The sequence below is a fragment of the Bacteroides gallinaceum genome (assembly GCF_030373775.1).
Classification (GTDB): Bacteria; Bacteroidota; Bacteroidia; order Bacteroidales; family Bacteroidaceae; genus Phocaeicola; species Phocaeicola excrementipullorum.
The window spans coordinates 40,745-62,993 of sequence record NZ_JAUDEN010000004.1; the positions used below are offsets into that span (position 1 = coordinate 40,745).

Below are 22,249 nucleotides of genomic sequence, written 5' to 3' on the forward strand. Positions count from 1 at the left end.
TTTTGTAGGGATGCATTTGTTTTATACCCCAGATATACTCGCCAGTCCCGACCTTCCGGAAGAAGAGGCGGGGCATTGCCTCAGGGTGCTCCGTCTGGGTACAGGCGATGAAGTGACGCTCACCGACGGCAAGGGCTGCTTCTACCGGGCCGTCATCAGTGCGGCGACGGGAAAGCGTTGCCAGGTGAAAGTGTTGGAGAAGATGCCGCAGGAGCCCTTCTGGAAAGGGCATCTGCATCTGGCGATGGCTCCGACCAAGAATATGGACCGGGTGGAGTGGTTTGCAGAGAAGGCTACGGAAATCGGCTTTGATGAACTGAGCTTCCTGAACTGCCGCTTTTCGGAAAGAAAGGTGATCAAGACGGAAAGGGTGGACAAGATTGTCGTGTCGGCCATGAAACAGTCGCTCAAGGCACGCAAGCCGGCGGTGAACGAGATGACTGGTTTCACGCAGTTTATGGAGCGGGAATTTCCGAGTCAGCGTTTCATCTGCCATTGCTATGACGGAGAGAAGCCTTTGCTGAAAGATGTGCTTGTGCCCGGCGGGGATGCCGTGGTGCTGGTAGGTCCGGAAGGCGACTTCAGCCGCGAGGAGGTGGAGCTGGCCGAATCGAAAGGTTTCCGCCCCGTGAGCCTGGGACGCTCGCGGCTGCGCACGGAAACGGCGGCGCTGGTGGCTGTCCATCTGATGAACTTGGCCAACAGCTGACCGGACCGGATTGGATGAACCAAAAGTTTTTTGATTATGCGAAAATATCGTTTTTTACTTGGAGCCGTACTGTGCGCGCTTTGCTTCGTGTCGTGTACGGACAGCAGCAAATATGTAAACGCGCTGCCTGATGATGCGGCGGCTGTAGTGGCTGTGAACCTGGAGCAGATGGCAGCGAAGAGCGGGGTGGACGAGAAGACGGCCGCTTCGTTTGCCGAAGCGCTGAAAGGCGAAATTCAGGGTGCCGACGAGCTGGTCGACAGGATTGCGAAGGATCCGTCGGAAAGCGGGCTTGACCTGAAAGACAAGGTTTATCTGTTCGCTTCTCCTTCGGGAAGTCTGGCGGGACTGCTTGCACGGGTGTCTGACAGCGGAAAGGTCGGACGCATGCTGGAACTTCTGAAACAGCAGCAGGTGTGTGAGGAGCCGGTTGAAAGTGACGGATGCACGTGGACGGTGGCAGGGGCTTCGCTGGTTGCCTACACGGACGCGGCGTTTCTGATTGTGGCCGAGCCGGGAAGATCTGACGCAAGGACGCTGCAGCACAGGGTGTCGATGTTGCTGCGGCAGGGAGATGGCGAAGGCTTTGCGGCAGGCGCGGATTTTGGCAGGCTGAAGGACGCCGCTGAGGATGTGGCAGCCCTGTTGTCGCTCGACCTGCTTCCGAGAACATACGTCGCTCCGCTGACGATGGGCGTGTCGGCCGAACTGAACCTGACGAATGTGAAGTGTCTGGCTACGCTGAACTTTGAGGAAGGGAAGGCGGTGCTGGAAGCCGAGCCTCTGATTGCCGACAAGCTGATGGCAGAGATGCTCGAAAAGCAGCGGAAGGCATCGGGCCGTGTGGAAGGAACCTATCTTGATCTGTTCCCGGCCAACACCGGCGTATGGATGACGGGCAATATGGACGGAGGAAAGATATTCGACCTGCTGTGCGAGAATCCCACCGTCCGCCAGCAGTTTGAAAGCTCGATGATGCCGGTCGACTTCAAGCTGATTTTCAACTCGATAAAGGGAGATATGGCCCTTGCTGTTCCGAATCCGGCAGAAAGCGGGAGCTTCATCGCGTATGCGGATGTGACCAACCGCGATTTCTTGCAGACATTCGAGGATCTGAAGCCGCTGCTGGCGCTTACGGGCGGAACAATGACGCTGAAGAACAACGGTACGGACGAATATGAGTTCCGCATGACGGACGGTTCCGTAATCAATCTGCCCCCCGGAAACGCTTCATTCTGGTTCGGCGTGAAGGACGGGCGTTTCTATCTGACGAACGACCGTTCGCTTGTAGGCCGCAGGGTGCCGGGACTGACCTTGCGCGACTGCGAGTGGGGCGGCCGGGTGAAGGGAAAGATGTTTTATCTGGCTGTCAGCGTGAAGGATCTGGCGGCGAAGACGGCCTCTGCTTCCGGAATGGCGCGTGTCGCTCCCGTGCTGCAGCTGTCGGATTATGTGACGGTGGAGTCGGCTGACGGCAAGAAGGTCCGGATGGAGTGGGTCATGAAGGACCGGAAAAAGAATGTACTTAGACAGTTCGCGGCTTTTTGAGCCGGACGAGCAAGGCGGATTATGAATACAATCGAACTACAACAGACATTGCCCGAAGTGTTTGCGGGACGCGACGGAATCGTTTCGGACGTATGGCACAGGCAGGTAGCTTTCCAGAAAGGGCAGAAATACCTGATCGAGGCGGCTTCGGGCACAGGCAAGTCTTCGCTGTGCAGCTATATCTATGGTTACCGCAGCGATTACCAGGGAATCATCTCCTTCGACGGAGAAAACATAAGGAAGTTTCCGATGGCGCGGCGGGTGGAAATCCGCAGGCGTTCGCTCGGAATGCTTTTCCAGGAACTCCGGCTTTTTGACGAACTGACGGCGTGGGAGAATGTGCAGCTGAAGAACAGGCTGACGGGCTTCCGCGAAAAGAAGCAGGTGAAGCGGTGGTTTGAAGAGCTGGGAATCGCTGACAAGTGGGATCAGAAGGTCGGCAGGATGTCGTTCGGGCAGCAGCAGCGGGTGGCTTTCGTGAGGGCACTCTGCCAGCCGCTCGACTTTGTGCTGATGGACGAGCCGGTGAGCCATCTCGACGACGGCAATGCGCAGATCATGGCACGCATACTGACCGAGGAGGCGCAGAAGCTCGGCGCCGGCGTGATCGTGACTTCCATCGGGAAAAATCTTCCGCTGGCATACGACAGGGTGATGAAACTTTGAATAGTCCTTAATCTTTTAAATGTTAGCAACGTGATTTGGAAATTATTGCGGCAGCATGTCAGCGTGGCTCAGCTGGTGGGGTTCGCCCTGGCCAATCTGTGCGGAATGGTGATTGTGCTGGTGAGTGTACAGTTTTACAAGGATGTGCTTCCTGTGTTTATGCAGGGGGACAGTTTCATGAAAAAGGATTATCTGATTGTGAGCAGGCGCGTGAGCACGCTCGGGTCGGTTGTAGGCAGAAGCAGTGCTTTCAGCAGCGCCGAACAGGCGGAACTGGAGGAGCAGCCGTTCACGAAGAGCGTGGGAGCTTTCACTCCTGCGCGTTTCCGGGTGTCGGCAGGCATGGGTATGCAGGGGATGCAGCTTTCCACCGCTTTGTTTTTCGAATCTGTTCCCGATGCCTATGTGGATACGGACCTGGAAGGATGGTCTTTCAGTCCCGGTCAGGAAGAAATTCCCATCGTGCTTCCGCGCAACTACCTGAACCTGTATAATTTCGGATTCGCCCAAAGCAGAAGCCTTCCGCAGCTGTCGGAGGGAGTGCTGGGGATGATGAAGCTGGATATCCGCATAAGCGGAAGGGGGCAGGTGAGGCAGATGAAAGGGCGCATTGTAGGATTCTCCGACAGGCTGAACACGATTCTGGTGCCCGAAGCGTTCATGAATTGGGCGAATGCGACTTACGGCGACCAGAAAGAGGCCGGACCTTCGCGGCTCATTGTGGAAGTGAAGAATCCGGCAGACGACCGCATTGCTAAATACCTGAAGGATAAAGGATATGAAACCGAGGGCGACAAGCTGGATGCCGGAAAGACCACCTGGTTCTTGAAAATGATCGTGGGCATCGTGATGGCAGTAGGGCTCGTGATCAGCGTGCTGTCGTTCTACATTCTGATGCTCAGCATTTACCTGCTGTTGCAGAAAAACACGAAGAAGCTGGAAACGCTGCTGCTCGTCGGCTACAGTCCGGCGCGTGTGGCGCGTCCGTACCAGCTGCTTACAGTGGCGCTGAATGCCGTTGTGTTGGCGTTGGGGCTGCTGGTCGTGTCGCTGGTGCGTTCCGCCTATCTGGATGTGCTGGGACGCATGTTCCCGCAGATGAAGGGCGGAAGCATGGCGGTTGCCGTAACGGTGGGGATTGTGCTCTTCCTCATTGTGTCGGCAATAAACATTGCGGCGGTCAGAAAGAAAATTAATTCGATAAGCAACTGACGACTTTTGACGCTATAAAAAGATGATAAAACAGATTGAATTTGCTTTGAGAGCCCGTGCGCGCGGATTTCATCTCATTACCGATGAGGTGGTGGCTCATCTCGGACAACTTCCCCGCACCGGACTGCTCAATCTCTTCATACAGCATACCAGTGCGGCGCTCTCCGTCAACGAAAACTGCGATCCGGACGTGCGGAGCGACATGGGAAAGATATTCGACAACTTGGTGAAAGAACGGGAATCGTGGTACGACCACACCCTGGAAGGGTGGGACGACATGCCTGCGCACGCAAAGGCGACGCTGGTTGGCCCGAGCCTGACCATCCCCATTACGGACGGAAGGCTGAATCTGGGAACCTGGCAGGGAATCTACCTCTGCGAGTTCCGCAACCACGGGGGAAGCAGAAGGATTGTCGCCACGATTCTCGGCGAGTGAAAGAGTCGGGATGAACCGGATATATGCGGGACAGCAGCAATCCGGGCGGATTGCCGGTGCCGGCCGGGCCATATCGTGCCAATCTTTTGGCGGTTATTTTCCCGTTTTGGCAGAGTAAACCGTCTTGTTCGTATATTTTGTTTGAAATGGCTATTTATCGGACATATCTTTATCCTGAAATTATAAAAAGGAAAAAGACATGAAAAAGAATCTGGTGATTATGGGGATGATTTCTGCATTGTTCTCATCTCCGTTCAGTAGCATTTTAGCTTGTGAAAATGAATCTGTTTGGAGTATGGCCGTTTCTGACAGGAAATCGGATCATAAGGGGCCGGGAGCTTCGATGCTGACGGATGAGCTCATAAAGGCGCTCTCTTTGTCTGACGAACAGGTCGAGAAGTGGAAAGAAATAGAATCTGGCTTGCAGGAAAAAATGGAAGCCATGCGTCCGGATAGAAATAGCGGCGAACGCCCGGATCCTGAGAAGATGAGGGAAAAGATGGATTCCATGATGCAAGCATATGATGCGGCTGTGAAGAAAATACTTTCGGATGAGCAGTATGAACAGTTTCAGGCATATCGGGAGAAGAACAGGCCGAAAGGTCGTCCCGGGCACAGACCGGAAATGGATGGACCGGATCGTGAATTTGAAGACGAGATGTTTTGATTAAGGAGAAAAAAGGTGTATCAAAATATAAGGGCCTGTTTAAATTTTCCGATTCAGTATTTTTATCCGCCCCTTTTTGAGCTTGTTTCCGGTCTGTTTCCCGCTTTCACTCGTCAGACAGCCCGCTGTATCTTCGTAAAAACAGAAAAACATCCTCGAAAAATTTCCAAACCGAGGCAGAGCAAAATTTAAACAGGCTCTCAGTCTGGGCTATACCAACGCCTCTTATGGCCGCAACGAAAAATCGGAAAGCGGGCCTTGGAGCAACCTTTCCATCAGCTGGAATCTGCCCAAAGGCTGGCAGCTGAGTTTCAACGGACAGAATTTCTTGTTCCCGGCCATGAAACATAAAGTCTGGACGCAGCAGGAAAATTATTATTCATATACTGCTTCGCGCATGACGGACCGTACCCCCATGTTTGTCCTCGGTATCCGTTATTCCTTCAAGAACAAAGTGACTCAGAAGTGGAGGCAGAAGAAGCAGTTTTATGGTCGCGACAATACACTGCAGGGGATTACAGTGCAATAAAATGTGAAGGGGGAATTTTTTTCAAAAAAACAGCCGCAGCCTTGCTTTATTTCTGAATTCTTTATAAGTTTGTGTTCAAATTTAATACCAAATGTACAAAACACTTTCAACATCTCAATTGACGGTCATTATTCCTTTCTTGAATGAGGGGGAGGAAGTGGCTCATACCGTAGAGAGCGTTTGCCGATATGCCGGGGGCAAGGTGGATATATTGGTGATTAACGATGCTTCCCAGACGCTGTATGACTATGAAGAGATGTTGCGCCCGTATCCGGTGACTTATATCCGCAACGAAAAGAGGATGGGCGTCGCTGCCTGCCGGGACATGGGGGTGCGACGAATCGAAACGCCTTATTTCTTGTTTTTGGATGCGCACATGCGGTTTTACGAGGCAGGCTGGGACAGACGCTTGGTTGGCTACTTGGCTGAGGATGACAGGCGGTTGTTGTGCTGTCAGACCTATGCACTGGCCAAGGACGAGAGCGGGGATATCGAACCTATTCCCAACCGGAAAGTTTCTTACGGTACATTCTTGACGTTTGAAGGCAATACGCCGTTAAGCCCCCGCTGGATATTCGGCGAAGACCCGGCTCCAGACCGGGAACTCATAGATATTCCCTGTGTGTTTGGGGCTGCCTATGCGGCCAGCAAGCGGTATTGGACCTATTTGCGGGGATTGGAAGGACTTATTTATTATGGATATGACGAACCCTACATATCGCTCAAGGTCTGGATGGAGGGCGGACGGTGTCAGTTGGTTAAAGACCTGTTGGCCGGGCATATCTATCGGAAGCGTTCGCCCTATCGGGTCACTCCGGATGAATTGATGTACAATCCGCTGTGGATTGCCACCCTGCTGCTGCCGGAAGAAGAAAAAGGAAAGGTATATGCTGTCTATCGGCAGCAGAACGAATACCTGTTTCAACAGATGATGAAACGGATGGAAGAAAACGGCGAGTTGTTACAGGAACTGAAAGTTTACTATAAACAGATACTGAGGACAGATTTCGGTTGCGTCAAGCAACTAAATGTTTCACATATTAATAATTAAATTTATGGAAGTCAAAACAAACAAAGACTCTCGATTGCCATTAGATGACATCGAAGTGATGGAAGATGAACTGACGTTCGTTTTAGGTGGTGCCGCGATGGCTAATGTTGGGCCAGGAGAAGGTTGTGGCTGTGGATGCGCGACTGGAGGTGGTAAGGGTTGTGGTTGTGCCAGTGGTCAGGGCTGTGGCTGTGGATGCGTTGGTGGATTTGGTTGTGGTTGTGGATGTAGTGATTCTGGACAAAGTCCTGCTGAATAATAAGAGCGGTTGAGATGAAGTTTAAATAAGATCAGCCCGCTCTATATTCAAAGGACATATGAGGCATCTCTCTAAAAGTACGAGAGATGCTGTATGTTACTATGTCAGAATCTGATGTTGTGGGATTAAAGAATGATTTTGGTATATTCCCTTTATTTACTTAAACTTAAATAGTAATGCTAATGAAACGACTCTTTTTCATTCTGCTTGTTATGGCAGTAAATATGCTTGCTTATGCGCAGACTACGATAAGCGGAAGTGTAAAAAATGCGGATAACTTTCCTTTGCAAGGGTGTTCGGTATGGTTCTTGCAGGCCGACACCTTGGCGGGCGGGTGTATCACCGATCATCGGGGAAACTTCGCGCTGCAAGGATTGCCCGAGGGTGAATATATATGCAGGGTTTCGATGGTCGGGTTCAAACAGGCAGATTATGCATTCAAATTGGTTGGGAAAATCCAGATTCCTGCCTTTACCTTGACAGAAGATCCCACACAATTGAGTGAGGTGAAGGTGACCGCCGATCGGCGCAACATAGTAAAAAGCAGTGCCGGCTCATTGACTTATACCCTCTCGGAACACGCCAAACAGTCGGCCACGGCTTATGAGGCACTGATGGAAGTGCCGAGGCTGAGAATAGACCCTTTACGGCGCGAGATATTGCTGGACTCCGGCGAATCTCCACTGGTATTGATTGACGGGGTAAGGCGTGAAGGCTATATTGACGTGCTGAATCCGGAAATCATGGAATCGGTGGAGGTGGTGGAAGTGCCCTCTGCGCGCTATATGGGCGATGAGAGTACCACTTGTGTCCTGAATATCCATCTCAAACGGAACAAGATGCTTCCTTATGTAAACGGCAGTGTAAGTATGAGTCATTCTGTGGCTTCTAAATATGGAGTAGGGACATTCAATCTGGAAGTCGGTGATTCCGTTTCTTCGCTATATCTGCTGTTGCAGGACTTTTATTATAAGGATGACATGAGCGACTTCTATTCGGAGAGCCAATCCGGCGACCTGTTAAGGAAACAAACGGCCCGATCGGAATATAACTGCAATATGATATATGCCGGCTTGGGCGGGGACCGTATTTTTTCCGACAAGGACTATGCCGCCTTCTCATTGAGCTACATCACGCAGCCCACGCAGACAAGAAATGATGAACAAGGTTCTGCGGAATACCTGTCGGACGGAAGGAGGTCCGCTATGTCCGGCTATCAGAAGAGTGACAACGACTTCCATATGGTGGGTGCGGATGTGTACTACAAGCATAGTTTCAGCCAAAATCATACGCTGGAACTGACCGGCAACTATTCTTACAACGGCAGAGGCTCATGGGGTGAACGCGATGAAACAAACGATTTCTTCCGGAACCACCACGTCATTGATCTGGACAACAGCTACCATGCCGGCAAACTGAATGTGGATTACACCAAGGTGTTTCAGAGCAAGCATGCCTTGTCCGCCGGCTCCAACACGTCTTATTCCACTACGGACATTGACGACAGGATAGACGGACTGCCCTCTTTCCTTTACAATCGTTGGAAAGAATACTTATATGTGGGGGTGGACAACAACCGTTCTGCCGGCAAGTTCAAATATACGGTATCCCTGGGCCTGGATATGATGTTTTCCAAGGCCGATGGCGTGAAGAATCATTACATTGACGTGCTGCCGTCTGTGGCCCTGACGTATCAGTTCAGCCAGGTCCATGCACTGACCCTCTCGTATAACCGTCTCCGCTTCAGTCCCTCGCTCAGCATGTTGAACCCGCGCAATCTTTCTACCGACAGCCTCTACATACAGCAGGGTAATCCGTTCCTGACTCCCAGTTATCAGGACAAGGTGAGACTGAGCTACCGCCTGAATTACAAGAAGCTGTTCTTTGAACCCTACTTCACTTATCTCTATTCCTCCAAGTTGATTTCTGCCATAGGCTTCGTGAAAGACAATATCTATACCAACACGTATAAGAATTTTCTGTGTGCCAACATCATTACAGCGGGTGCTTCCGTCAATTACAATTTGCCGTTTGGCAACCTGAGCCTGAACTCTTCATACCAAAAAAGATACCAGAATGGCATGATGTTCGAAGGCAGCACCTGGAACACGTCTTTTGCCGGAAATTTCTGGTACAAGAACTTTTCGGGCTATATCAGTCTGGGCTATACCAACGCCTCTTATGGCCGCAACGAAAAATCGGAAAGCGGGCCTTGGAGCAACCTTTCCATCAGCTGGAATCTGCCCAAAGGCTGGCAGCTGAGTTTCAACGGACAGAATTTCTTGTTCCCGGCCATGAAACAGAAAGTCTGGACACAGCAGGAAAATTATTATTCATATACTGCTTCGCGCATGACGGACCGTACCCCCATGTTTGTCCTCGGCATCCGTTATTCCTTCAAGAACAAAGTGACTCAGAAGTGGAGGCAGAAGAAGCAGTTTTATGGTCGCGACAATACACTGCAGGGGATTACAGTGCAATAAAATGTGAAGGGGGGGGGTAATATTTGCAAAATATTGTTCAGTGCTTTGGCTTATTTCGGATGTTTCTGTAAATTTAACTTCAAATTTAATATCAAATGTATAATACACTTTCGTGTTAATGATACAAAGCTCTTTGATTGAATATATCTTAAGAGAATGTGTCATGCTTTTGCATAGCGAATGATAATTGGAATACTTTTTAACCTTTAGAATGCTTTGTATGCTGCGTTGTATTTGTTTGCTAATATCCTTATGGGGAGGCATCAGCTGGCTGGCTGCACAGAGTCGGTTGACCGGGTGTGTGACTGATAAGAAAGGTACTCCGTTGGAGGGTTGCTCGGTATGGTTCTTGCAGGCCGACACTTTGGCTGGCGGTTGTGTCACAGACAAGAAAGGCCGTTTCGAGCTGAAAGGGCTGCCGGGAGGCGATTACGTTTGCAGAGTGTCGATGCTGGGCTTCAAAAAGTCGGAGCGCACTTTCAGCTTGTCCGGCGACGTGAAGCTTCCGCTGTTTGTGCTGGAAGAAGACTCGACGCAGCTGGATGAAGTGACGGTGGCGGGAGACAAGCGGGATATCGTGATGAGCAATGCCGGCTCTACGACGTATTTCCTTTCTGAACACGCCAGGCAGTCGCGGACATCCTATGAAGCCTTGGCAGAAGTGCCTAAACTGATAGTCAATCCCATAGAACGTACTATTAGCCTGAATAATGGTGAATCCCCTTTGATACTAATAGATGGCGTGAAACGTCCCAAATACCTTGATGTCTTGAATCCGGAATGGATAGAATCTGTGGAGATAGTGGAAGTGCCGTCGGCCCGATATTTGGGCGACGAAAGCGTAACGTGCATTCTGAACATACATTTGAACCGTAAGAAAGTGACGCCGTATGTCAATGGGAATGCCTACGCGCAACATTCTGTTACTTCCAAATTCGGAGTGATAGGCGCTTCCGTGGAAACTGGGAATGCCAAATCTTCCCTCTACCTGAATTTGCAGACCTTCTATTTTGCTGATGATGTGTCCGATAATTATACAGAAAGCGTTTCCGGTGACATTAAGCGGACAGATACTTTCAAACATATTTATAATTCGAACAGCTATTTTGCCGGATTGGGAGGAGACCATACCTTTTCGGACAAGAGTTATCTGGCGTTTTCCGCAAGGTATGTAGCCCATCCGTCGGATGTGGAGAATAACGGGCAGGGCTATGCGGAGTATCTGTCGGACGGAAGACGCTCCGATCTGGTGGAAAATGCACAGACCGATGGAACCTATCATTTGGCCAGTGCTGACTTGTACTATCGGCAGACTTTTGCCCCTCAACATACGCTGGAGATTGCCGGGAACTATTCATACAGTGCTTCCACGTCTATGGGAAAACGGAATGAGGTGAACGATTTTTTCCTGAACAACCATCTTATCGACACGGACAACAGCCGTAATTCCGGCAAACTGGATGTGGACTATACCAAAGTATTCGGAGGGAAATACACGTTGTTGGCCGGTTCCAATACGTCCTATTCCTCCACGCGCATAGACGACCGGGTGGACGAACTGCCGGTATTTATTTATGACCGCTGGCAGGAGTATCTGTATGTGGGGTTCGACAATAACCGTTCGAGTTCCAAATTCAAATATACTTTTTCATTGGGAATGGACATGATGTTCACCAAGGCTGACGGCGTAAAGAACCACTACATAGACATGTTGCCTGCTGTGGCACTGACTTATAACTTCAGTCAGGTACATGCGCTGACCCTCAGCTATAAGCGTTTGAGATTCAGTCCTTCACTCTCCATGCTGAATCCCCGCAACATGTCGACCGACAGCCTTTATATACAGCAGGGTAATCCGTTTCTGAGACCCAGCTATCAGGACCGCGTGCGGCTGTCCTATCGGCTGAATTACAAGAAACTCTATTTGGAACCCTACGTCAACTACACCTATTCGTCCAAACTGATATCCGCCATCGGCTCGGTGACCGACAATATTTATACCAATACCTACAAGAACTTTCTGGAGGCTCATATTCTTACGGCAGGACTTTCGGCCAATTATAACCTGCCTTTTGGCAACTTGAGTGTGGGCACCTCCTTTGCCAAACGCTTTCAGGACGGCATGGTCTTTACAGAAGGTGGAGGCTGGAACTCGTATTTGTCGGGATATTTCTACTACAAGCAGCTCTCCTTGTCCCTGAATGCAGGTTATCTGACTGCCTCTTTCGACCGTAATTCTAAATCGGAGGGCATCCCGTGGAGCAATGCCACTCTCAGTTGGAATCTGCCAAAGGGATGGCAGCTCGGAGTCATAGCTGAAAGCTTTATTTGCCCGAAGATGAAGAGCAAGAGTTGGGTGGTGCAGGATGGTTATCGTTCGTTCAGATCGTCCCGCATGACAGACCGTTCTCCGAGATTCCTGGTGCGGCTGGCCTATTCGTTCAAGAACAAGGTGGAACAGAAGCAACGTGTGAAAAAGAGATTCTTTGAACAAGACAATGCCTTGGAGGGTATTCAAGTCCAATAAACAGGGTTTTTATCTTGCGGCGCAGAATGTGATATAACACCTAAAATATCTGGCATATGAAACAACAATTGACTACTAACGGAATCCTGCCATTGGATGGCATGGAAGTGATGGAAGACGAACTGATGTTCGTCTTGGGCGGCGCCTCCGGACACGGCGAGAGCGACAGCGGCTGTTCGTGCGAGGCCGGCAAGGATTGTGGTTGCGACTGCTCAGGCGGAAAAGGCTGCGGTTGCGGATGCGAAGACGGCAGCGGCTGCGGATGCGGCTGCACCAAGAAAAACGACTGACGCTGAAGGCAAGAAGTCAAGGGGGATATATCTTCCTGACTTCTTGCCTCCTTATCTATCCTAAGTTCCTAACCTTACTTGACTGATCATGAAAGCAAGTTTCTATAACATTTATACCAAGAATAAGAAAAACATCCTCTGCTATAACACAAAGAACGACGTATTCTGCCTGCTTACTCCGAAAGACTATGAGCTGCTGCGCAACGCCCCGGCACAACTGGTGCAGGAGTCGCCCCGCGTGTACGCCAAGCTGCAGGAGCTGCGCTTCGTGGTGGAGGACGACGCGGACGAGTACAAGGAACTGTGTGACGAATACCGCGCAGCCATCTACAACCCGGCTGTCTGCTACCTGACCCTGCTGCCTTCGCTGGACTGCAACCTGCGGTGCTGGTATTGCTTCGAGAAGCATGTGAAGGGCAGCCACCTGACACCGGAAAACGCGCAGGCCATCCTGACCTACGTGCGGCGGCTGTGGGACGAGCATCCGGAACTGACCTTCCTCAACGTGGAGATGTTCGGCGGCGAACCGCTGCTGTATTTCCGTGAAGAACTCTATCCGCTGCTGGAACAAATCCAGCGGGAAGCGGAAGAACGCGGACGGAAAGCTTCGTTCTTCTTTGTCACCAACGGGGTCTGCATCACGCCGGACACGCTTCCGCTGTTCGACAAGCTGCACGCCTCGTTCCAGATATCCATTGACGGCTTCAAAGACCGGCACGACCAGGTGAAGTACTTGCCCGACACGCACGAAGGCACGTATGACGGGATGATAGCTACCATCCTCCGTCTGACCCGCGAGCTGGAAAACACGTACATCAACCTGCGCATCAACTATGACGACGAAACGCTGCCCCATATGAAAGACCTTATCCAGGACCTGCTGGAGGTGGACCGCCGCAAGATAGGCGTACACCTGGAGCGCGTGTGGCAGACGGGCAACTTCATCAATTACGACAACGAAGAGCTGAAGTCTGTCATCAACCTGTGGATGCTGAACGGCTTCAGGGTGTCCTACATGAACCTGGGACGGCGGAGCTTCTCGTGCAAGGCCTCTGCCCGGAACCAGGCGGTCATCTCGTACGACGGGGCGGTGTATAAATGTTCAGGACGCGACTTCACTCCCGCACACCAGGAAGGCCGGCTCAGTGCCGACGGCTGCCTGCACTGGGAGGAGGAGAAGCTGGCCCGTCGGATGAGCATCGTGACGTATGACAACGACATGTGCCGCCGCTGCAAGCTGATGCCCCTGTGCTGGGGGCCGTGCTGCCAGAAGCAGCTGGAAGCCGCGCCGGAAGAGTTCGGACGCTTCTGCCAGAAGCAGCACATGGAACTGAGCATGGCCGACTACATGCGTTACCGCTTCAACAACGCCTGCATCGAGGATTCCCTGCGGAAATCCTGAAAATTTTCTCCTGCAATCCATCAACTTCCCCGAAGAGCACACCAATGTTCAAACGTCGTTTTCCCTATCTCAAGCAGCCGGATTCCATGGAATGCGGAGCCACCTGCCTGCGCATGGTGGCGCGCTATTACGGCAAGCTGTACTCGGCGGAGGCCATGCGGCGGCTGTGCGTGCCGGGCCATAACGGGGTGTCCATGCAAAGCCTGAACGAGGCGGCGCAGAAGATAGGCTTCCGCACGGTGTGCGGGCGCATGACGGTGGATAAGCTGGTGGAGCGACATCCTTTCCCCTGCATCCTGCATTGGAACCAGGAACACTTCGTGGTGCTCTATGGGGTGAAGGAGTCCCGGCGGGGCACCCGTATCTTCCGCATTGCCGACCCGGGGCGTTACCTGCTGAACGTGGACGAGGAGGCTTTTTGCCGCGCCTGGGCGCCCGGTGGCGGCGGACGGCAGGCCAAGGGCATCCTTATGGCTCTGCAGCCCACGGACGGATTCTACGCGCAGCAGGGCGAGGAGGGCATGGGCTATTCGGCCTCCTTCCTGTGGGGCTACCTGAAAAACTACAAGCAGCTGTTCGGGCAACTGCTCATCGGGCTGGTCATCGGCTGCGTGCTGCAGCTGGCTTTCCCCTTCCTGACGCAGGCTATTGTGGACAAGGGCATTGCAGGCAAGGACATGCGTCTGATTTACCTCATCCTGTTCGGCCAGCTGATGCTGGTGCTGGGGCGGACGTCGGTGGACTTCATCCGCCGCTGGTTGCTCTTGCACATCAGCATCCGGATCAACCTGGCCCTGCTGTCCGACTTCTTCATGAAACTGATGCGGCTGCCGATGCCCTTCTTCGACACGAAGCTGAAGGAGGACCTGCTGCAGCGCATCAACGACCACCAGCGGGTGGAGCAGTTCATGGGGACGCAGACGCTGAACACGCTGTTCTCCACTTTCAGCTTCCTGGTGTTCGGCGGAGTGCTGCTCTACTACGACGCGCGGGTGTTCTTCCTCTTCGGGGTAGGGTGCCTGCTCTATGCGGGGTGGATATGCGCCTTCCTGCGGAAACGCAAGGCGATGGACTATGAGTTCTTCGATCTGTATGCGCGGCGGCAGAACAAGACAATGCAAATCATTGATGGCATGCAGGACATCAAGCTGCAAAACTGCGAGCAGCGCAAGCGGTGGGAGTGGGAGGATACGCAGGCCGACGTGTTCCGCACGCAGATGGCTTCCATCAAGCTTCAACAGACGCAGGAGGCGGGCAGCCTGTTCATCAACGAGGTGAAAAACATCGTCATCACCATCGTGACGGCGGCGGCCGTCATCGACGGGCAGCTGACGCTGGGCATGATGCTGTCCATCCAGTACATCATCGGGCAGTTGAACGTGCCCATCGAGCAGCTGATGCGCTTCATCTATGCCTGGCAGGACGTGCAGCTCAGCATCGAGCGCATCAACGAGGTGCATCGCAGGGAGGACGAGAACGCGCACCGGCAGGCAACCCCTCCGGAGGCCGCGCAGGGAGATGTGGTGCTGGAGCACGTGTCGTTCGCCTATCCCGGCACCCGCCATACCGTTCTGGAGGACATCAGTCTGCGGATTCCCCACGGGCGGGTGACAGCCATCGTGGGCGCCAGCGGCAGCGGCAAGACAACGCTGCTGAAGCTGTTGCTGGGCTTTTACGCTCCGCAGTCCGGACGGATTTGGATAGGCGGCCGTCCTCTGGAAGAAATCAACCTCCAGTATTGGCGGGGACTATGCGGAGTGGTGATGCAGGACGGCTATATCTTCTCCGAGTCCATCGCCCGCAACATCGCCCTGGACAACCACGACATAGACTATGCCCGCATGGAGCAGGCCGCACGGACTGCCAACATCGCCGAGATGGCCGAACGCCTGCCCTTGAAGTACGACACGGTCATCGGGTCTAACGGGCAGGGCATCAGCCAGGGACAGCGGCAGCGCATCCTGATAGCCCGTGCGGTGTACAAGAATCCGGCCTTCCTGTTCTTCGACGAGGCCACCAACTCCCTGGATGCCTGCAACGAGCGGCTCATCGTCAACAACCTGCAAGAGTTTTACCGCGGAAAGACGACGGTCATCGTGGCTCACCGCCTCAGCACAGTGAAGGATGCGGACCAGATTGTCGTGCTGGAACAGGGACGGATTCAAGAAACGGGCACACACGAGGAACTGGTGGCCTGCCGGGGTGCATACTATACGTTGGTAAAGAATCAATTGGAGTTAGGCAATGGATGACGGAAACAGCCATAGCGAGAAGATGCGGCGCATTATGAGCCAGAAGCCGGCCTACCTGGTGCGGTGGGGCAATACGTGGCTGCTGGCGCTGCTGTTGTTGCTGGCGGCAGGGTGGCTGGTGTGGCAGGCGGTGTAAAGGTATGTATGAGCTCACGATGGAGGATTGGGTTTGTTGCACGGGAGAAGCCTTGTTGCATTTTTCTGTGTAAGAATTGAATTGATCTTTTCACCAATACTATTTGAGCCTCACAGCAATCGCGTTGTGGGGCTTTTGCTTTACTTTTGCATCCGTAGCCAGAATCATAAACGGCTGACCAATATAAATAAAAAACCAATTATAAGGATGGAAAACAGATTGATTACTTTCCGGAACGGACAGCAGGTCTGTCCGCTCGGGCAAGGCACATACCAGATGGGACGCAGGCGCAGCGAGGAGATACAGGCCCTGCGCCGGGGCATCGAGTTGGGCTTGACACTGATAGACACCGCCGAGATGTATGGTACGGAAGATCTTGTAGGCGAGGCCGTGCGCGGCTGCCGGCACAAGGCATTCATCGTCAGCAAGGTGTTGCCGGGCAATGCCAGCTATGAGGGGACAAAGCGTGCCTGCGAACGGAGTCTGAAACGGCTCGGAACGGATTACATCGACCTTTACCTGCTGCATTGGATCGGACGTTATCCTTTCGCCGAAACAGTACGCGCCCTGGCGGAATTGCAGCAGGAAGGCAAAATCCGGCAATGGGGCATGAGCAACCTGGATGTGGATGACATGGAACGCATCCTTGCCTTGCCGCATGGCAGGGACTGTGCGGCCAATCAGGTGCTCTACAACGTGAAAGACCGGGGCATCGAGTACGATCTTATCCCTTGGAGCAGACAGCATGACATCCCTGTCATGGCTTATACGCCTCTTGGCGAAGGACGGCTGCGCAGCCACAAAACGCTGGCGGACATTGCCCGCAGGCATGATGCCACTCCCACGCAAGTCCTGCTGGCGTGGGTGATGCGGGCACAGAATGTCATCGCCATTCCCAAAGCGGGCAGCATCGCCCATGTGGAGGAGAATGCCCGGAGCCTCGGCATTTCTCTGACGGAAGAAGACCTGTGTGACATCGACCGGGCGTTTCCGGCTCCCACGCACAAAATACGTCTGGCCGGATGGTGACCGAAACATTCGTCGCTGAAGTTTTTCACATTTTCGGGCCGGCTGCATGTGCCGGAACCCGGTAAAAGGAAAGCTGGAAGCGGCTGTGTGCGTTTCCACACGCATTGCAGCCGTTTCCTGTGTAAATAAATGTTTACCGGAATGCCCCCACTGCAAATAAGTGTAAATCGAATTAGAATATATGTCCGCAAATGTATTTATTAACACTTCTTGGAGATAAAAAATGTTGTGCTGTAGAACAAGTATTGCGGATTATTGCATAAATTTGCGTGACAGAAAAACGTAGAGGCCTCCTCTGCGAATGTTTTTTCCATTTTGAAGCGGAGGCCAGCGGTGATAAATTTTTTAATCTATAAACAATTGCTTATGTCAAAAATCGTTGGACACATTTCGCAGGTCATCGGTCCGGTGGTCGATGTGTACTTCAAACTGGATGAAGGGCAGGACGTGGAACAGTCACTGCCGAAAATCCACGATGCGCTGACTATCGCCCGTGGCGACGGCCGTACGCTGGTAATTGAAGTGCAGCAGCATATCGGTGAAGACACTGTACGCTGCGTAGCCATGGACAGTACGGACGGACTGAAGCGCGGAATGGAAGTCGTTCCTGCCGGCCGGCCGATATCCATGCCGGTAGGAAACCAGATTAAAGGACGTGTGATGAACGTGGTCGGTGATGCCATCGACGGAATGAGGGATCTGGACAGAAAAGACGGTTTCCCTATCCATCGCGAGCCGCCTAAGTTTGAAGACCTCGCCACATCGCAGGAAGTCCTGTTTACGGGTATCAAGGTGATTGACCTTCTGGAACCCTATCTAAAAGGAGGTAAAATCGGTTTGTTTGGTGGCGCCGGTGTAGGCAAGACCGTGCTCATCAAAGAGTTGATCAACAACATTGCAAAGAAGCACAACGGTTTCTCCGTGTTTGCCGGAGTGGGTGAGCGTACCCGTGAAGGCAACGACTTGCTGAGAGAGATGATCGAGTCGGGCGTAATACGCTATGGCGACGCCTTCCTCAAGAGCATGGAGGAAGGCAATTGGGACTTGTCGAAAGTAGACTACAGCGAAGTGGAGAAATCGCAGGTCGCCATGGTGTTCGGACAGATGAACGAGCCTCCCGGCGCACGTCAGTCGGTGGCATTGTCGGGTCTGACACTTGCCGAATCGTTCCGCGACCGCGACAACGGCGGCAACAGCCCGCGTGATATCCTGTTCTTTATCGACAACATATTCCGTTTCACCCAGGCTGGTTCTGAGGTGTCGGCTCTGTTGGGACGTATGCCTTCGGCCGTAGGTTATCAGCCGACGCTGGCCACTGAAATGGGACAGATGCAGGAACGGATCACTTCAACCAAGAACGGCTCCATCACTTCGGTGCAGGCGGTGTATGTGCCGGCCGATGACTTGACCGACCCGGCTCCTGCCACTACCTTCACTCACCTGGACGCAACGACGGTGCTGAGCCGTAAGATTACCGAGCTGGGCATTTATCCGGCAGTGGACCCGCTGGATTCAACGTCGCGTATCCTGGATCCGCTGATTGTGGGCAAGGAACACTACGAAACGGCCCAGCGCGTAAAGCAGATACTTCAGCGCAACAAGGAATTGCAGGACATCATCTCGATTCTGGGTATGGACGAACTTTCGGACGAAGACCGCCAGACGGTGAACCGCGCACGCCGTGTGCAGCGTTTCCTGTCGCAGCCGTTTGCCGTTGCCGAACAGTTTACCGGCGTGCCGGGCGTGATGGTTTCAATCGAAGACACGATCAAGGGATTCAAGATGATTCTGGACGGAGAGGTAGACTACCTGCCGGAACAGGCATTCCTGAATGTGGGCACGATTGAAGATGCGATCAAGAAAGGAGAAAAACTGCTTGCCGCAGCAAAAGGATAAGCATAAAAACAGAACTGTTATGAAAGAACTTCATCTGGTTATCGCTTCACCCGAACGGACGGTTTTCGACGGGAAGGTAGACATGGCAGTGTTGCCGGGAGAAATGGGTGAATTCCAGGTCCTGGTAAACCACGCTCCCCTTATTTCGTCGCTGGCGGCCGGAGAAGTGAAATATGCGGCAGGAAACGAAACGCAGTCCCTGAAGATAAAGGGGGGATTCGTCGAAGTGAGAAACAATCAGATTTCCGTGTGTGCCGAGCTTTGAGCCGGGACGCGCGAGTCACCAAAAGGCCAGTAGCGCAATGACAATAGAAGCAGTGAAGAAGAAATTCATTATCGAGTTGACGGCAGGGACAGTGGTTCTGTCGGCGGTGGCGGCGGCGGTGTTCCGCTTCCTCATCCCCGGATGGTATTTCGCATGGTTCCCGCTGATTCCGGTGTTTTTCTTCCTTTTCGGTCTGCTCTACATCTATCTGTTCGCTTTCGGCTGTATGCTGGGGCCGGGCAAGATAGCGATGACCTACCTGGTAGGAAAGGTGCTGAAACTGGTTCTGAGCATTTTCGTGCTTCTGTTCTACGGATTTGTGATAGGAAAGGATGTGGTGTCTTTTGTGGCTGCCTTCATCGTGTTCTATTTCGCGTTTCTGTTTTTTGAAACCCGTTTTTTCCTTCGTTTCGAAGCGAAACTGAAACTAAGTAAACAAGCAAACAATGAAAAAATTACGGTACATAGCAATGACACTGCTGCTGTTGCTGGCGGTTCCGACGCTCACGCTGAAAGCGGAAACAGGCGGTGAAGAGGCTGAACTGGATGTGAACGAACTGATCTTCGGGCATATCGGCGACGCTTACGAGTGGCATATCGCCACGTTCGGTGACGTGCATCTCACCATTCCGCTTCCGGTCATCGTGAAAAGCAGTACGGGCTGGCACGTGTTCTCCTCGTCCAATCTGGAGGGAGGCAAGGAATACGAAGGCCTGTACATCGCCGAAGGAGGAGCCAACGACGGCAAGATAGTGGAACGGAATGCTGCCGGAGAAGAGGTGCGTCCGCTTGACATTTCCATTACCAAAGACGTGCTCGGACTGTTCATCAACAGCACGCTGCTTGTGTGCATCATGCTGGGCTGTGCCCGCTGGTACAGGAAGCACTCGCTGGAGCAGGGCGCGCCGAAGGGAGGCGTGGGAATGATTGAGGCCACGGTGATGACGATCTATGAGGATGTTATCCAGGGATGTGTGGGCCCCGACTACAAGCGTTACACGCCTTATCTGCTGACTGCGTTCTTCTTTGTGCTGGTGAACAACCTGATGGGACTGATTCCGATCTTCCCGGGCGGCGCGAACGTGACGGGCAACATCGCCATAACGCTGGTGCTTGCTCTCTGCACTTTTGTGCTGACCAACGTGTTCGGAACAAAGGCCTACTGGAAAGAAATCTTCTGGCCGGAGGTGCCCACGTGGTTGAAAGCCCCGATTCCTATGATGCCGTTGATAGAATTCTTCGGTATTTTCACCAAGCCGTTTGCCCTGATGATCCGACTTTTCGCGAACATCATGGCCGGTCATGCCGCTGTGCTGAGCCTGATTGCCATCATCTTCATCACAGTGAAGGCGGGAGCGGTGATCAACGGTTCGATGACTGTGGTCGCAGTAGCATTCGGCATTTTCATGAATGCGCTCGAAATTCTTGTCGCATTCATCCAGGCTTATGTGTTCACCATGCTTTCGGCTGTGTTTATCGGCCTGTCGAGAGTGAAAGAACACAACGAAAAATAAAATAGCAAACAAAAAGTATAACCAATTAAATTTTTAGCATTATGTTATTATCAGTTTTATTGCAGGCTGCTGCAGGTGTTGGCATTAGTAAATTGGGCGCTGCTATCGGCGCAGGTATCGCAGTTTTGGGTGCAGGTATCGGTATCGGTAAGATCGGTGGTTCGGCTATGGAAGCCATGGCACGCCAGCCGGAAGCATCAGGCGATCTGCGAATGAACATGATTATCGCCGCTGCCTTGGTCGAAGGTGTGGCGCTGATCGCTATCGTGGTTTGTTTGTTGACTTTGTTCTTGTAAAAAACAATAGCTTATGGGATTATTAACTCCGGATCCGGGGCTGCTGTTCTGGATGCTTGTGACATTCGGAGTCGTATTCTTCCTGCTGGCAAAATACGGCTTCCCGATAATCATCAAGGCAGTAGAGGACCGGAAAGCATATATCGACAATTCGCTCAAATCAGCGCGCGAGGCCAACGAACAGCTGGCCAACGTGAAGCAGGAGAGCGAAAAGATTCTGGCTCAGGCTCGTGAGGAGCAGAACCGCATCTTGAGCGAAGCGGCCGTAACGCGCGACCGCATCATCAAAGACGCTCAAGACCGCGCCACTGTCGAAGGCCAGCGGCTTATGGCGGAAGTGAAGAAGCAGATTGAAACGGAAAAGGAAAGTGCAATCCGTGACATCCGCCGCCAGGTTGCCGTGCTGTCTGTAGGCATCGCGGAGAAGATCATGCGCGGGAAGCTTGCCGACGAGAAAGAGCAGAATGCTTTGATTGACCGTATGCTGGATGAAATGATTGAATCTTCTAAAAAATAACAGGCTATGAATACGGGAGTCATTTCCAGACGTTACGCGAAGGCTTTGCTCGCTTACGCCAAAGAGGCGGGCAAGGACAACAAAGTGTACGCTGAGGCACAAGTGCTTTCACAGCGCTTTGTGGACGTGCCGGGGCTGCGTCATGCGATTGAGAATCCTGTATTGGATATCCGGACAAAACTGAAGCTGCTCCGTGAAGGGGCAGGAGGAAACGGGCTCAGCAAAGAGCTGGACCGTTTCTTCAGTCTGGTCCTGGAGGAAAGACGGGAGAAATTCTTGCTGTTCATGATGTGGTCGTACATTGACCTGTATCGCGAGGACAAAAACATTATCATCGGCAGACTGACTACTGCGGTTCCGGCTCCCAAGCTGGTCAAGAAGCTGGAGGAGGCTTCGTCCAAGCAGACCAAAGGGAATGTTGTCATCGAAACGAAAGTTGACCCTGCAATCTTGGGCGGATACATCTTCGAACTTGCGGGCCGGCGGATGGATGCCAGTGTGTCTAACCAACTGAAGCGTGTGGAACAGCAGTTCATTGCGAAAAACAGAAGAATAGTTTAAAAAA

23 protein-coding genes are annotated in these 22,249 nt (G+C 52.5%); all 23 read left to right on the forward strand.

The features are described 5' to 3' along the window. The first annotated feature begins 10 nt into the window (after window positions 1-10). The 23 genes from QUW60_RS03400 (at window position 11) to QUW60_RS03510 (ending at window position 22,245) form a co-directional block, all read left to right on the forward strand. The gene (locus tag QUW60_RS03400) at window positions 11-709 is read left to right on the forward strand and encodes a 16S rRNA (uracil(1498)-N(3))-methyltransferase (RefSeq protein ID WP_289558431.1); all 699 of its coding nucleotides are present in this window, start codon (window positions 11-13) and stop codon (window positions 707-709) included. Window positions 710-745: 36 nt separating this feature from the next. Next, complete coding sequence (locus tag QUW60_RS03405) at window positions 746-2,257, forward strand: DUF4836 family protein (protein ID WP_289558432.1); 1,512 nt, start codon at window positions 746-748, stop codon at window positions 2,255-2,257. A gap of 21 nt (window positions 2,258-2,278) precedes the next feature. Continuing rightward, window positions 2,279-2,923: an ATP-binding cassette domain-containing protein gene (locus QUW60_RS03410; protein ID WP_289558433.1), complete on the forward strand. Its 645-nt coding sequence runs from the start codon at window positions 2,279-2,281 to the stop codon at window positions 2,921-2,923. 30 nt (window positions 2,924-2,953) lie between these two features. Then, window positions 2,954-4,135 (forward strand): FtsX-like permease family protein, encoded by a 1,182-nt coding sequence (locus QUW60_RS03415; protein WP_289558434.1) that lies wholly within the window; start codon window positions 2,954-2,956, stop codon window positions 4,133-4,135. A gap of 22 nt (window positions 4,136-4,157) precedes the next feature. Then, window positions 4,158-4,571, forward strand: coding sequence for a secondary thiamine-phosphate synthase enzyme YjbQ (locus tag QUW60_RS03420; protein ID WP_289558435.1), 414 nt, complete (start codon window positions 4,158-4,160; stop codon window positions 4,569-4,571). Between the two features lie 199 nt (window positions 4,572-4,770). Further along, window positions 4,771-5,238 (forward strand): DUF4890 domain-containing protein, encoded by a 468-nt coding sequence (locus tag QUW60_RS03425; RefSeq protein ID WP_289558436.1) that lies wholly within the window; start codon window positions 4,771-4,773, stop codon window positions 5,236-5,238. A 340-nt stretch (window positions 5,239-5,578) separates the two neighbouring features. Continuing rightward, window positions 5,579-5,767: a hypothetical protein gene (locus tag QUW60_RS03430; RefSeq protein WP_289558437.1), complete on the forward strand. Its 189-nt coding sequence runs from the start codon at window positions 5,579-5,581 to the stop codon at window positions 5,765-5,767. A gap of 91 nt (window positions 5,768-5,858) precedes the next feature. Continuing rightward, window positions 5,859-6,818, forward strand: a complete 960-nt coding sequence (locus QUW60_RS03435; RefSeq protein ID WP_289558439.1) for a glycosyltransferase — start codon at window positions 5,859-5,861, stop codon at window positions 6,816-6,818. 131 nt (window positions 6,819-6,949) lie between these two features. Further along, entirely contained in the window at window positions 6,950-7,090 is a 141-nt protein-coding gene (locus QUW60_RS03440) for a hypothetical protein (protein WP_289558441.1), read from the forward strand. A gap of 169 nt (window positions 7,091-7,259) precedes the next feature. Further along, window positions 7,260-9,560 (forward strand): TonB-dependent receptor, encoded by a 2,301-nt coding sequence (locus tag QUW60_RS03445; protein ID WP_289558442.1) that lies wholly within the window; start codon window positions 7,260-7,262, stop codon window positions 9,558-9,560. Window positions 9,561-9,780: 220 nt separating this feature from the next. Further along, window positions 9,781-12,087 carry a TonB-dependent receptor gene (locus tag QUW60_RS03450; RefSeq protein WP_289558443.1) on the forward strand — a complete coding sequence of 769 codons (2,307 nt, stop codon included), beginning with the start codon at window positions 9,781-9,783 and terminating at the stop codon, window positions 12,085-12,087. Between the two features lie 56 nt (window positions 12,088-12,143). After that, complete coding sequence (locus QUW60_RS03455; RefSeq protein WP_258337682.1) at window positions 12,144-12,377, forward strand: hypothetical protein; 234 nt, start codon at window positions 12,144-12,146, stop codon at window positions 12,375-12,377. An 88-nt stretch (window positions 12,378-12,465) separates the two neighbouring features. Further along, window positions 12,466-13,779 carry a radical SAM/SPASM domain-containing protein gene (locus QUW60_RS03460; protein ID WP_258337681.1) on the forward strand — a complete coding sequence of 438 codons (1,314 nt, stop codon included), beginning with the start codon at window positions 12,466-12,468 and terminating at the stop codon, window positions 13,777-13,779. Between the two features lie 44 nt (window positions 13,780-13,823). Next, window positions 13,824-16,031, forward strand: a complete 2,208-nt coding sequence (locus QUW60_RS03465; protein WP_289558444.1) for a peptidase domain-containing ABC transporter — start codon at window positions 13,824-13,826, stop codon at window positions 16,029-16,031. Beyond that, complete coding sequence (locus tag QUW60_RS03470) at window positions 16,024-16,167, forward strand: hypothetical protein (RefSeq protein WP_289558445.1); 144 nt, start codon at window positions 16,024-16,026, stop codon at window positions 16,165-16,167. Before QUW60_RS03465 ends, QUW60_RS03470 begins: the two co-directional genes overlap by 8 nt. Before the next feature lie 207 nt (window positions 16,168-16,374). Then, window positions 16,375-17,196, forward strand: coding sequence for an aldo/keto reductase (locus QUW60_RS03475; protein ID WP_289558447.1), 822 nt, complete (start codon window positions 16,375-16,377; stop codon window positions 17,194-17,196). Window positions 17,197-17,562: 366 nt separating this feature from the next. Then, window positions 17,563-19,092, forward strand: a complete 1,530-nt coding sequence (atpD, locus tag QUW60_RS03480; protein WP_289558449.1) for a F0F1 ATP synthase subunit beta — start codon at window positions 17,563-17,565, stop codon at window positions 19,090-19,092. Window positions 19,093-19,111: 19 nt separating this feature from the next. Further along, window positions 19,112-19,357 carry an ATP synthase F1 subunit epsilon gene (gene atpC, locus QUW60_RS03485; RefSeq protein ID WP_258337676.1) on the forward strand — a complete coding sequence of 82 codons (246 nt, stop codon included), beginning with the start codon at window positions 19,112-19,114 and terminating at the stop codon, window positions 19,355-19,357. A gap of 37 nt (window positions 19,358-19,394) precedes the next feature. After that, on the forward strand, window positions 19,395-19,889 hold the full coding sequence (locus tag QUW60_RS03490; RefSeq protein WP_289558452.1) for a hypothetical protein: 495 nt from the start codon (window positions 19,395-19,397) through the stop codon (window positions 19,887-19,889). Further along, the gene (atpB, locus tag QUW60_RS03495; protein ID WP_258337674.1) at window positions 19,804-20,871 is read left to right on the forward strand and encodes a F0F1 ATP synthase subunit A; all 1,068 of its coding nucleotides are present in this window, start codon (window positions 19,804-19,806) and stop codon (window positions 20,869-20,871) included. Before QUW60_RS03490 ends, atpB begins: the two co-directional genes overlap by 86 nt. Before the next feature lie 41 nt (window positions 20,872-20,912). Continuing rightward, the gene (gene atpE / locus QUW60_RS03500) at window positions 20,913-21,167 is read left to right on the forward strand and encodes an ATP synthase F0 subunit C (RefSeq protein ID WP_072542418.1); all 255 of its coding nucleotides are present in this window, start codon (window positions 20,913-20,915) and stop codon (window positions 21,165-21,167) included. Window positions 21,168-21,180: 13 nt separating this feature from the next. Continuing rightward, window positions 21,181-21,684, forward strand: coding sequence for a F0F1 ATP synthase subunit B (atpF, locus tag QUW60_RS03505; RefSeq protein WP_258337673.1), 504 nt, complete (start codon window positions 21,181-21,183; stop codon window positions 21,682-21,684). A gap of 6 nt (window positions 21,685-21,690) precedes the next feature. Continuing rightward, on the forward strand, window positions 21,691-22,245 hold the full coding sequence (locus QUW60_RS03510; RefSeq protein WP_289558455.1) for a F0F1 ATP synthase subunit delta: 555 nt from the start codon (window positions 21,691-21,693) through the stop codon (window positions 22,243-22,245). The last annotated feature ends 4 nt before the right edge of the window (window positions 22,246-22,249 follow it).

What these genes read in the sequence shown, in the direction of transcription:
- QUW60_RS03400 (WP_289558431.1), top strand. Translation starts at nt 11, where the DNA reads ATGCATTTGTTTTATACCCCAGATATACTCGCCAGTCCCGACCTTCCG.
- QUW60_RS03405 (WP_289558432.1), top strand. Translation starts at nt 746, where the DNA reads ATGCGAAAATATCGTTTTTTACTTGGAGCCGTACTGTGCGCGCTTTGC.
- QUW60_RS03410 (WP_289558433.1), top strand. Translation starts at nt 2,279, where the DNA reads ATGAATACAATCGAACTACAACAGACATTGCCCGAAGTGTTTGCGGGA.
- QUW60_RS03420 (WP_289558435.1), top strand. Translation starts at nt 4,158, where the DNA reads ATGATAAAACAGATTGAATTTGCTTTGAGAGCCCGTGCGCGCGGATTT.
- QUW60_RS03425 (WP_289558436.1), top strand. Translation starts at nt 4,771, where the DNA reads ATGAAAAAGAATCTGGTGATTATGGGGATGATTTCTGCATTGTTCTCA.
- QUW60_RS03430 (WP_289558437.1), top strand. Translation starts at nt 5,579, where the DNA reads ATGAAACATAAAGTCTGGACGCAGCAGGAAAATTATTATTCATATACT.
- QUW60_RS03435 (WP_289558439.1), top strand. Translation starts at nt 5,859, where the DNA reads ATGTACAAAACACTTTCAACATCTCAATTGACGGTCATTATTCCTTTC.
- QUW60_RS03445 (WP_289558442.1), top strand. Translation starts at nt 7,260, where the DNA reads ATGAAACGACTCTTTTTCATTCTGCTTGTTATGGCAGTAAATATGCTT.
- QUW60_RS03450 (WP_289558443.1), top strand. Translation starts at nt 9,781, where the DNA reads ATGCTGCGTTGTATTTGTTTGCTAATATCCTTATGGGGAGGCATCAGC.
- QUW60_RS03455 (WP_258337682.1), top strand. Translation starts at nt 12,144, where the DNA reads ATGAAACAACAATTGACTACTAACGGAATCCTGCCATTGGATGGCATG.
- QUW60_RS03460 (WP_258337681.1), top strand. Translation starts at nt 12,466, where the DNA reads ATGAAAGCAAGTTTCTATAACATTTATACCAAGAATAAGAAAAACATC.
- QUW60_RS03465 (WP_289558444.1), top strand. Translation starts at nt 13,824, where the DNA reads ATGTTCAAACGTCGTTTTCCCTATCTCAAGCAGCCGGATTCCATGGAA.
- QUW60_RS03470 (WP_289558445.1), top strand. Translation starts at nt 16,024, where the DNA reads ATGGATGACGGAAACAGCCATAGCGAGAAGATGCGGCGCATTATGAGC.
- QUW60_RS03475 (WP_289558447.1), top strand. Translation starts at nt 16,375, where the DNA reads ATGGAAAACAGATTGATTACTTTCCGGAACGGACAGCAGGTCTGTCCG.
- atpD (WP_289558449.1), top strand. Translation starts at nt 17,563, where the DNA reads ATGTCAAAAATCGTTGGACACATTTCGCAGGTCATCGGTCCGGTGGTC.
- atpC (WP_258337676.1), top strand. Translation starts at nt 19,112, where the DNA reads ATGAAAGAACTTCATCTGGTTATCGCTTCACCCGAACGGACGGTTTTC.
- QUW60_RS03490 (WP_289558452.1), top strand. Translation starts at nt 19,395, where the DNA reads ATGACAATAGAAGCAGTGAAGAAGAAATTCATTATCGAGTTGACGGCA.
- atpB (WP_258337674.1), top strand. Translation starts at nt 19,804, where the DNA reads ATGAAAAAATTACGGTACATAGCAATGACACTGCTGCTGTTGCTGGCG.
- atpE (WP_072542418.1), top strand. Translation starts at nt 20,913, where the DNA reads ATGTTATTATCAGTTTTATTGCAGGCTGCTGCAGGTGTTGGCATTAGT.
- atpF (WP_258337673.1), top strand. Translation starts at nt 21,181, where the DNA reads ATGGGATTATTAACTCCGGATCCGGGGCTGCTGTTCTGGATGCTTGTG.
- QUW60_RS03510 (WP_289558455.1), top strand. Translation starts at nt 21,691, where the DNA reads ATGAATACGGGAGTCATTTCCAGACGTTACGCGAAGGCTTTGCTCGCT.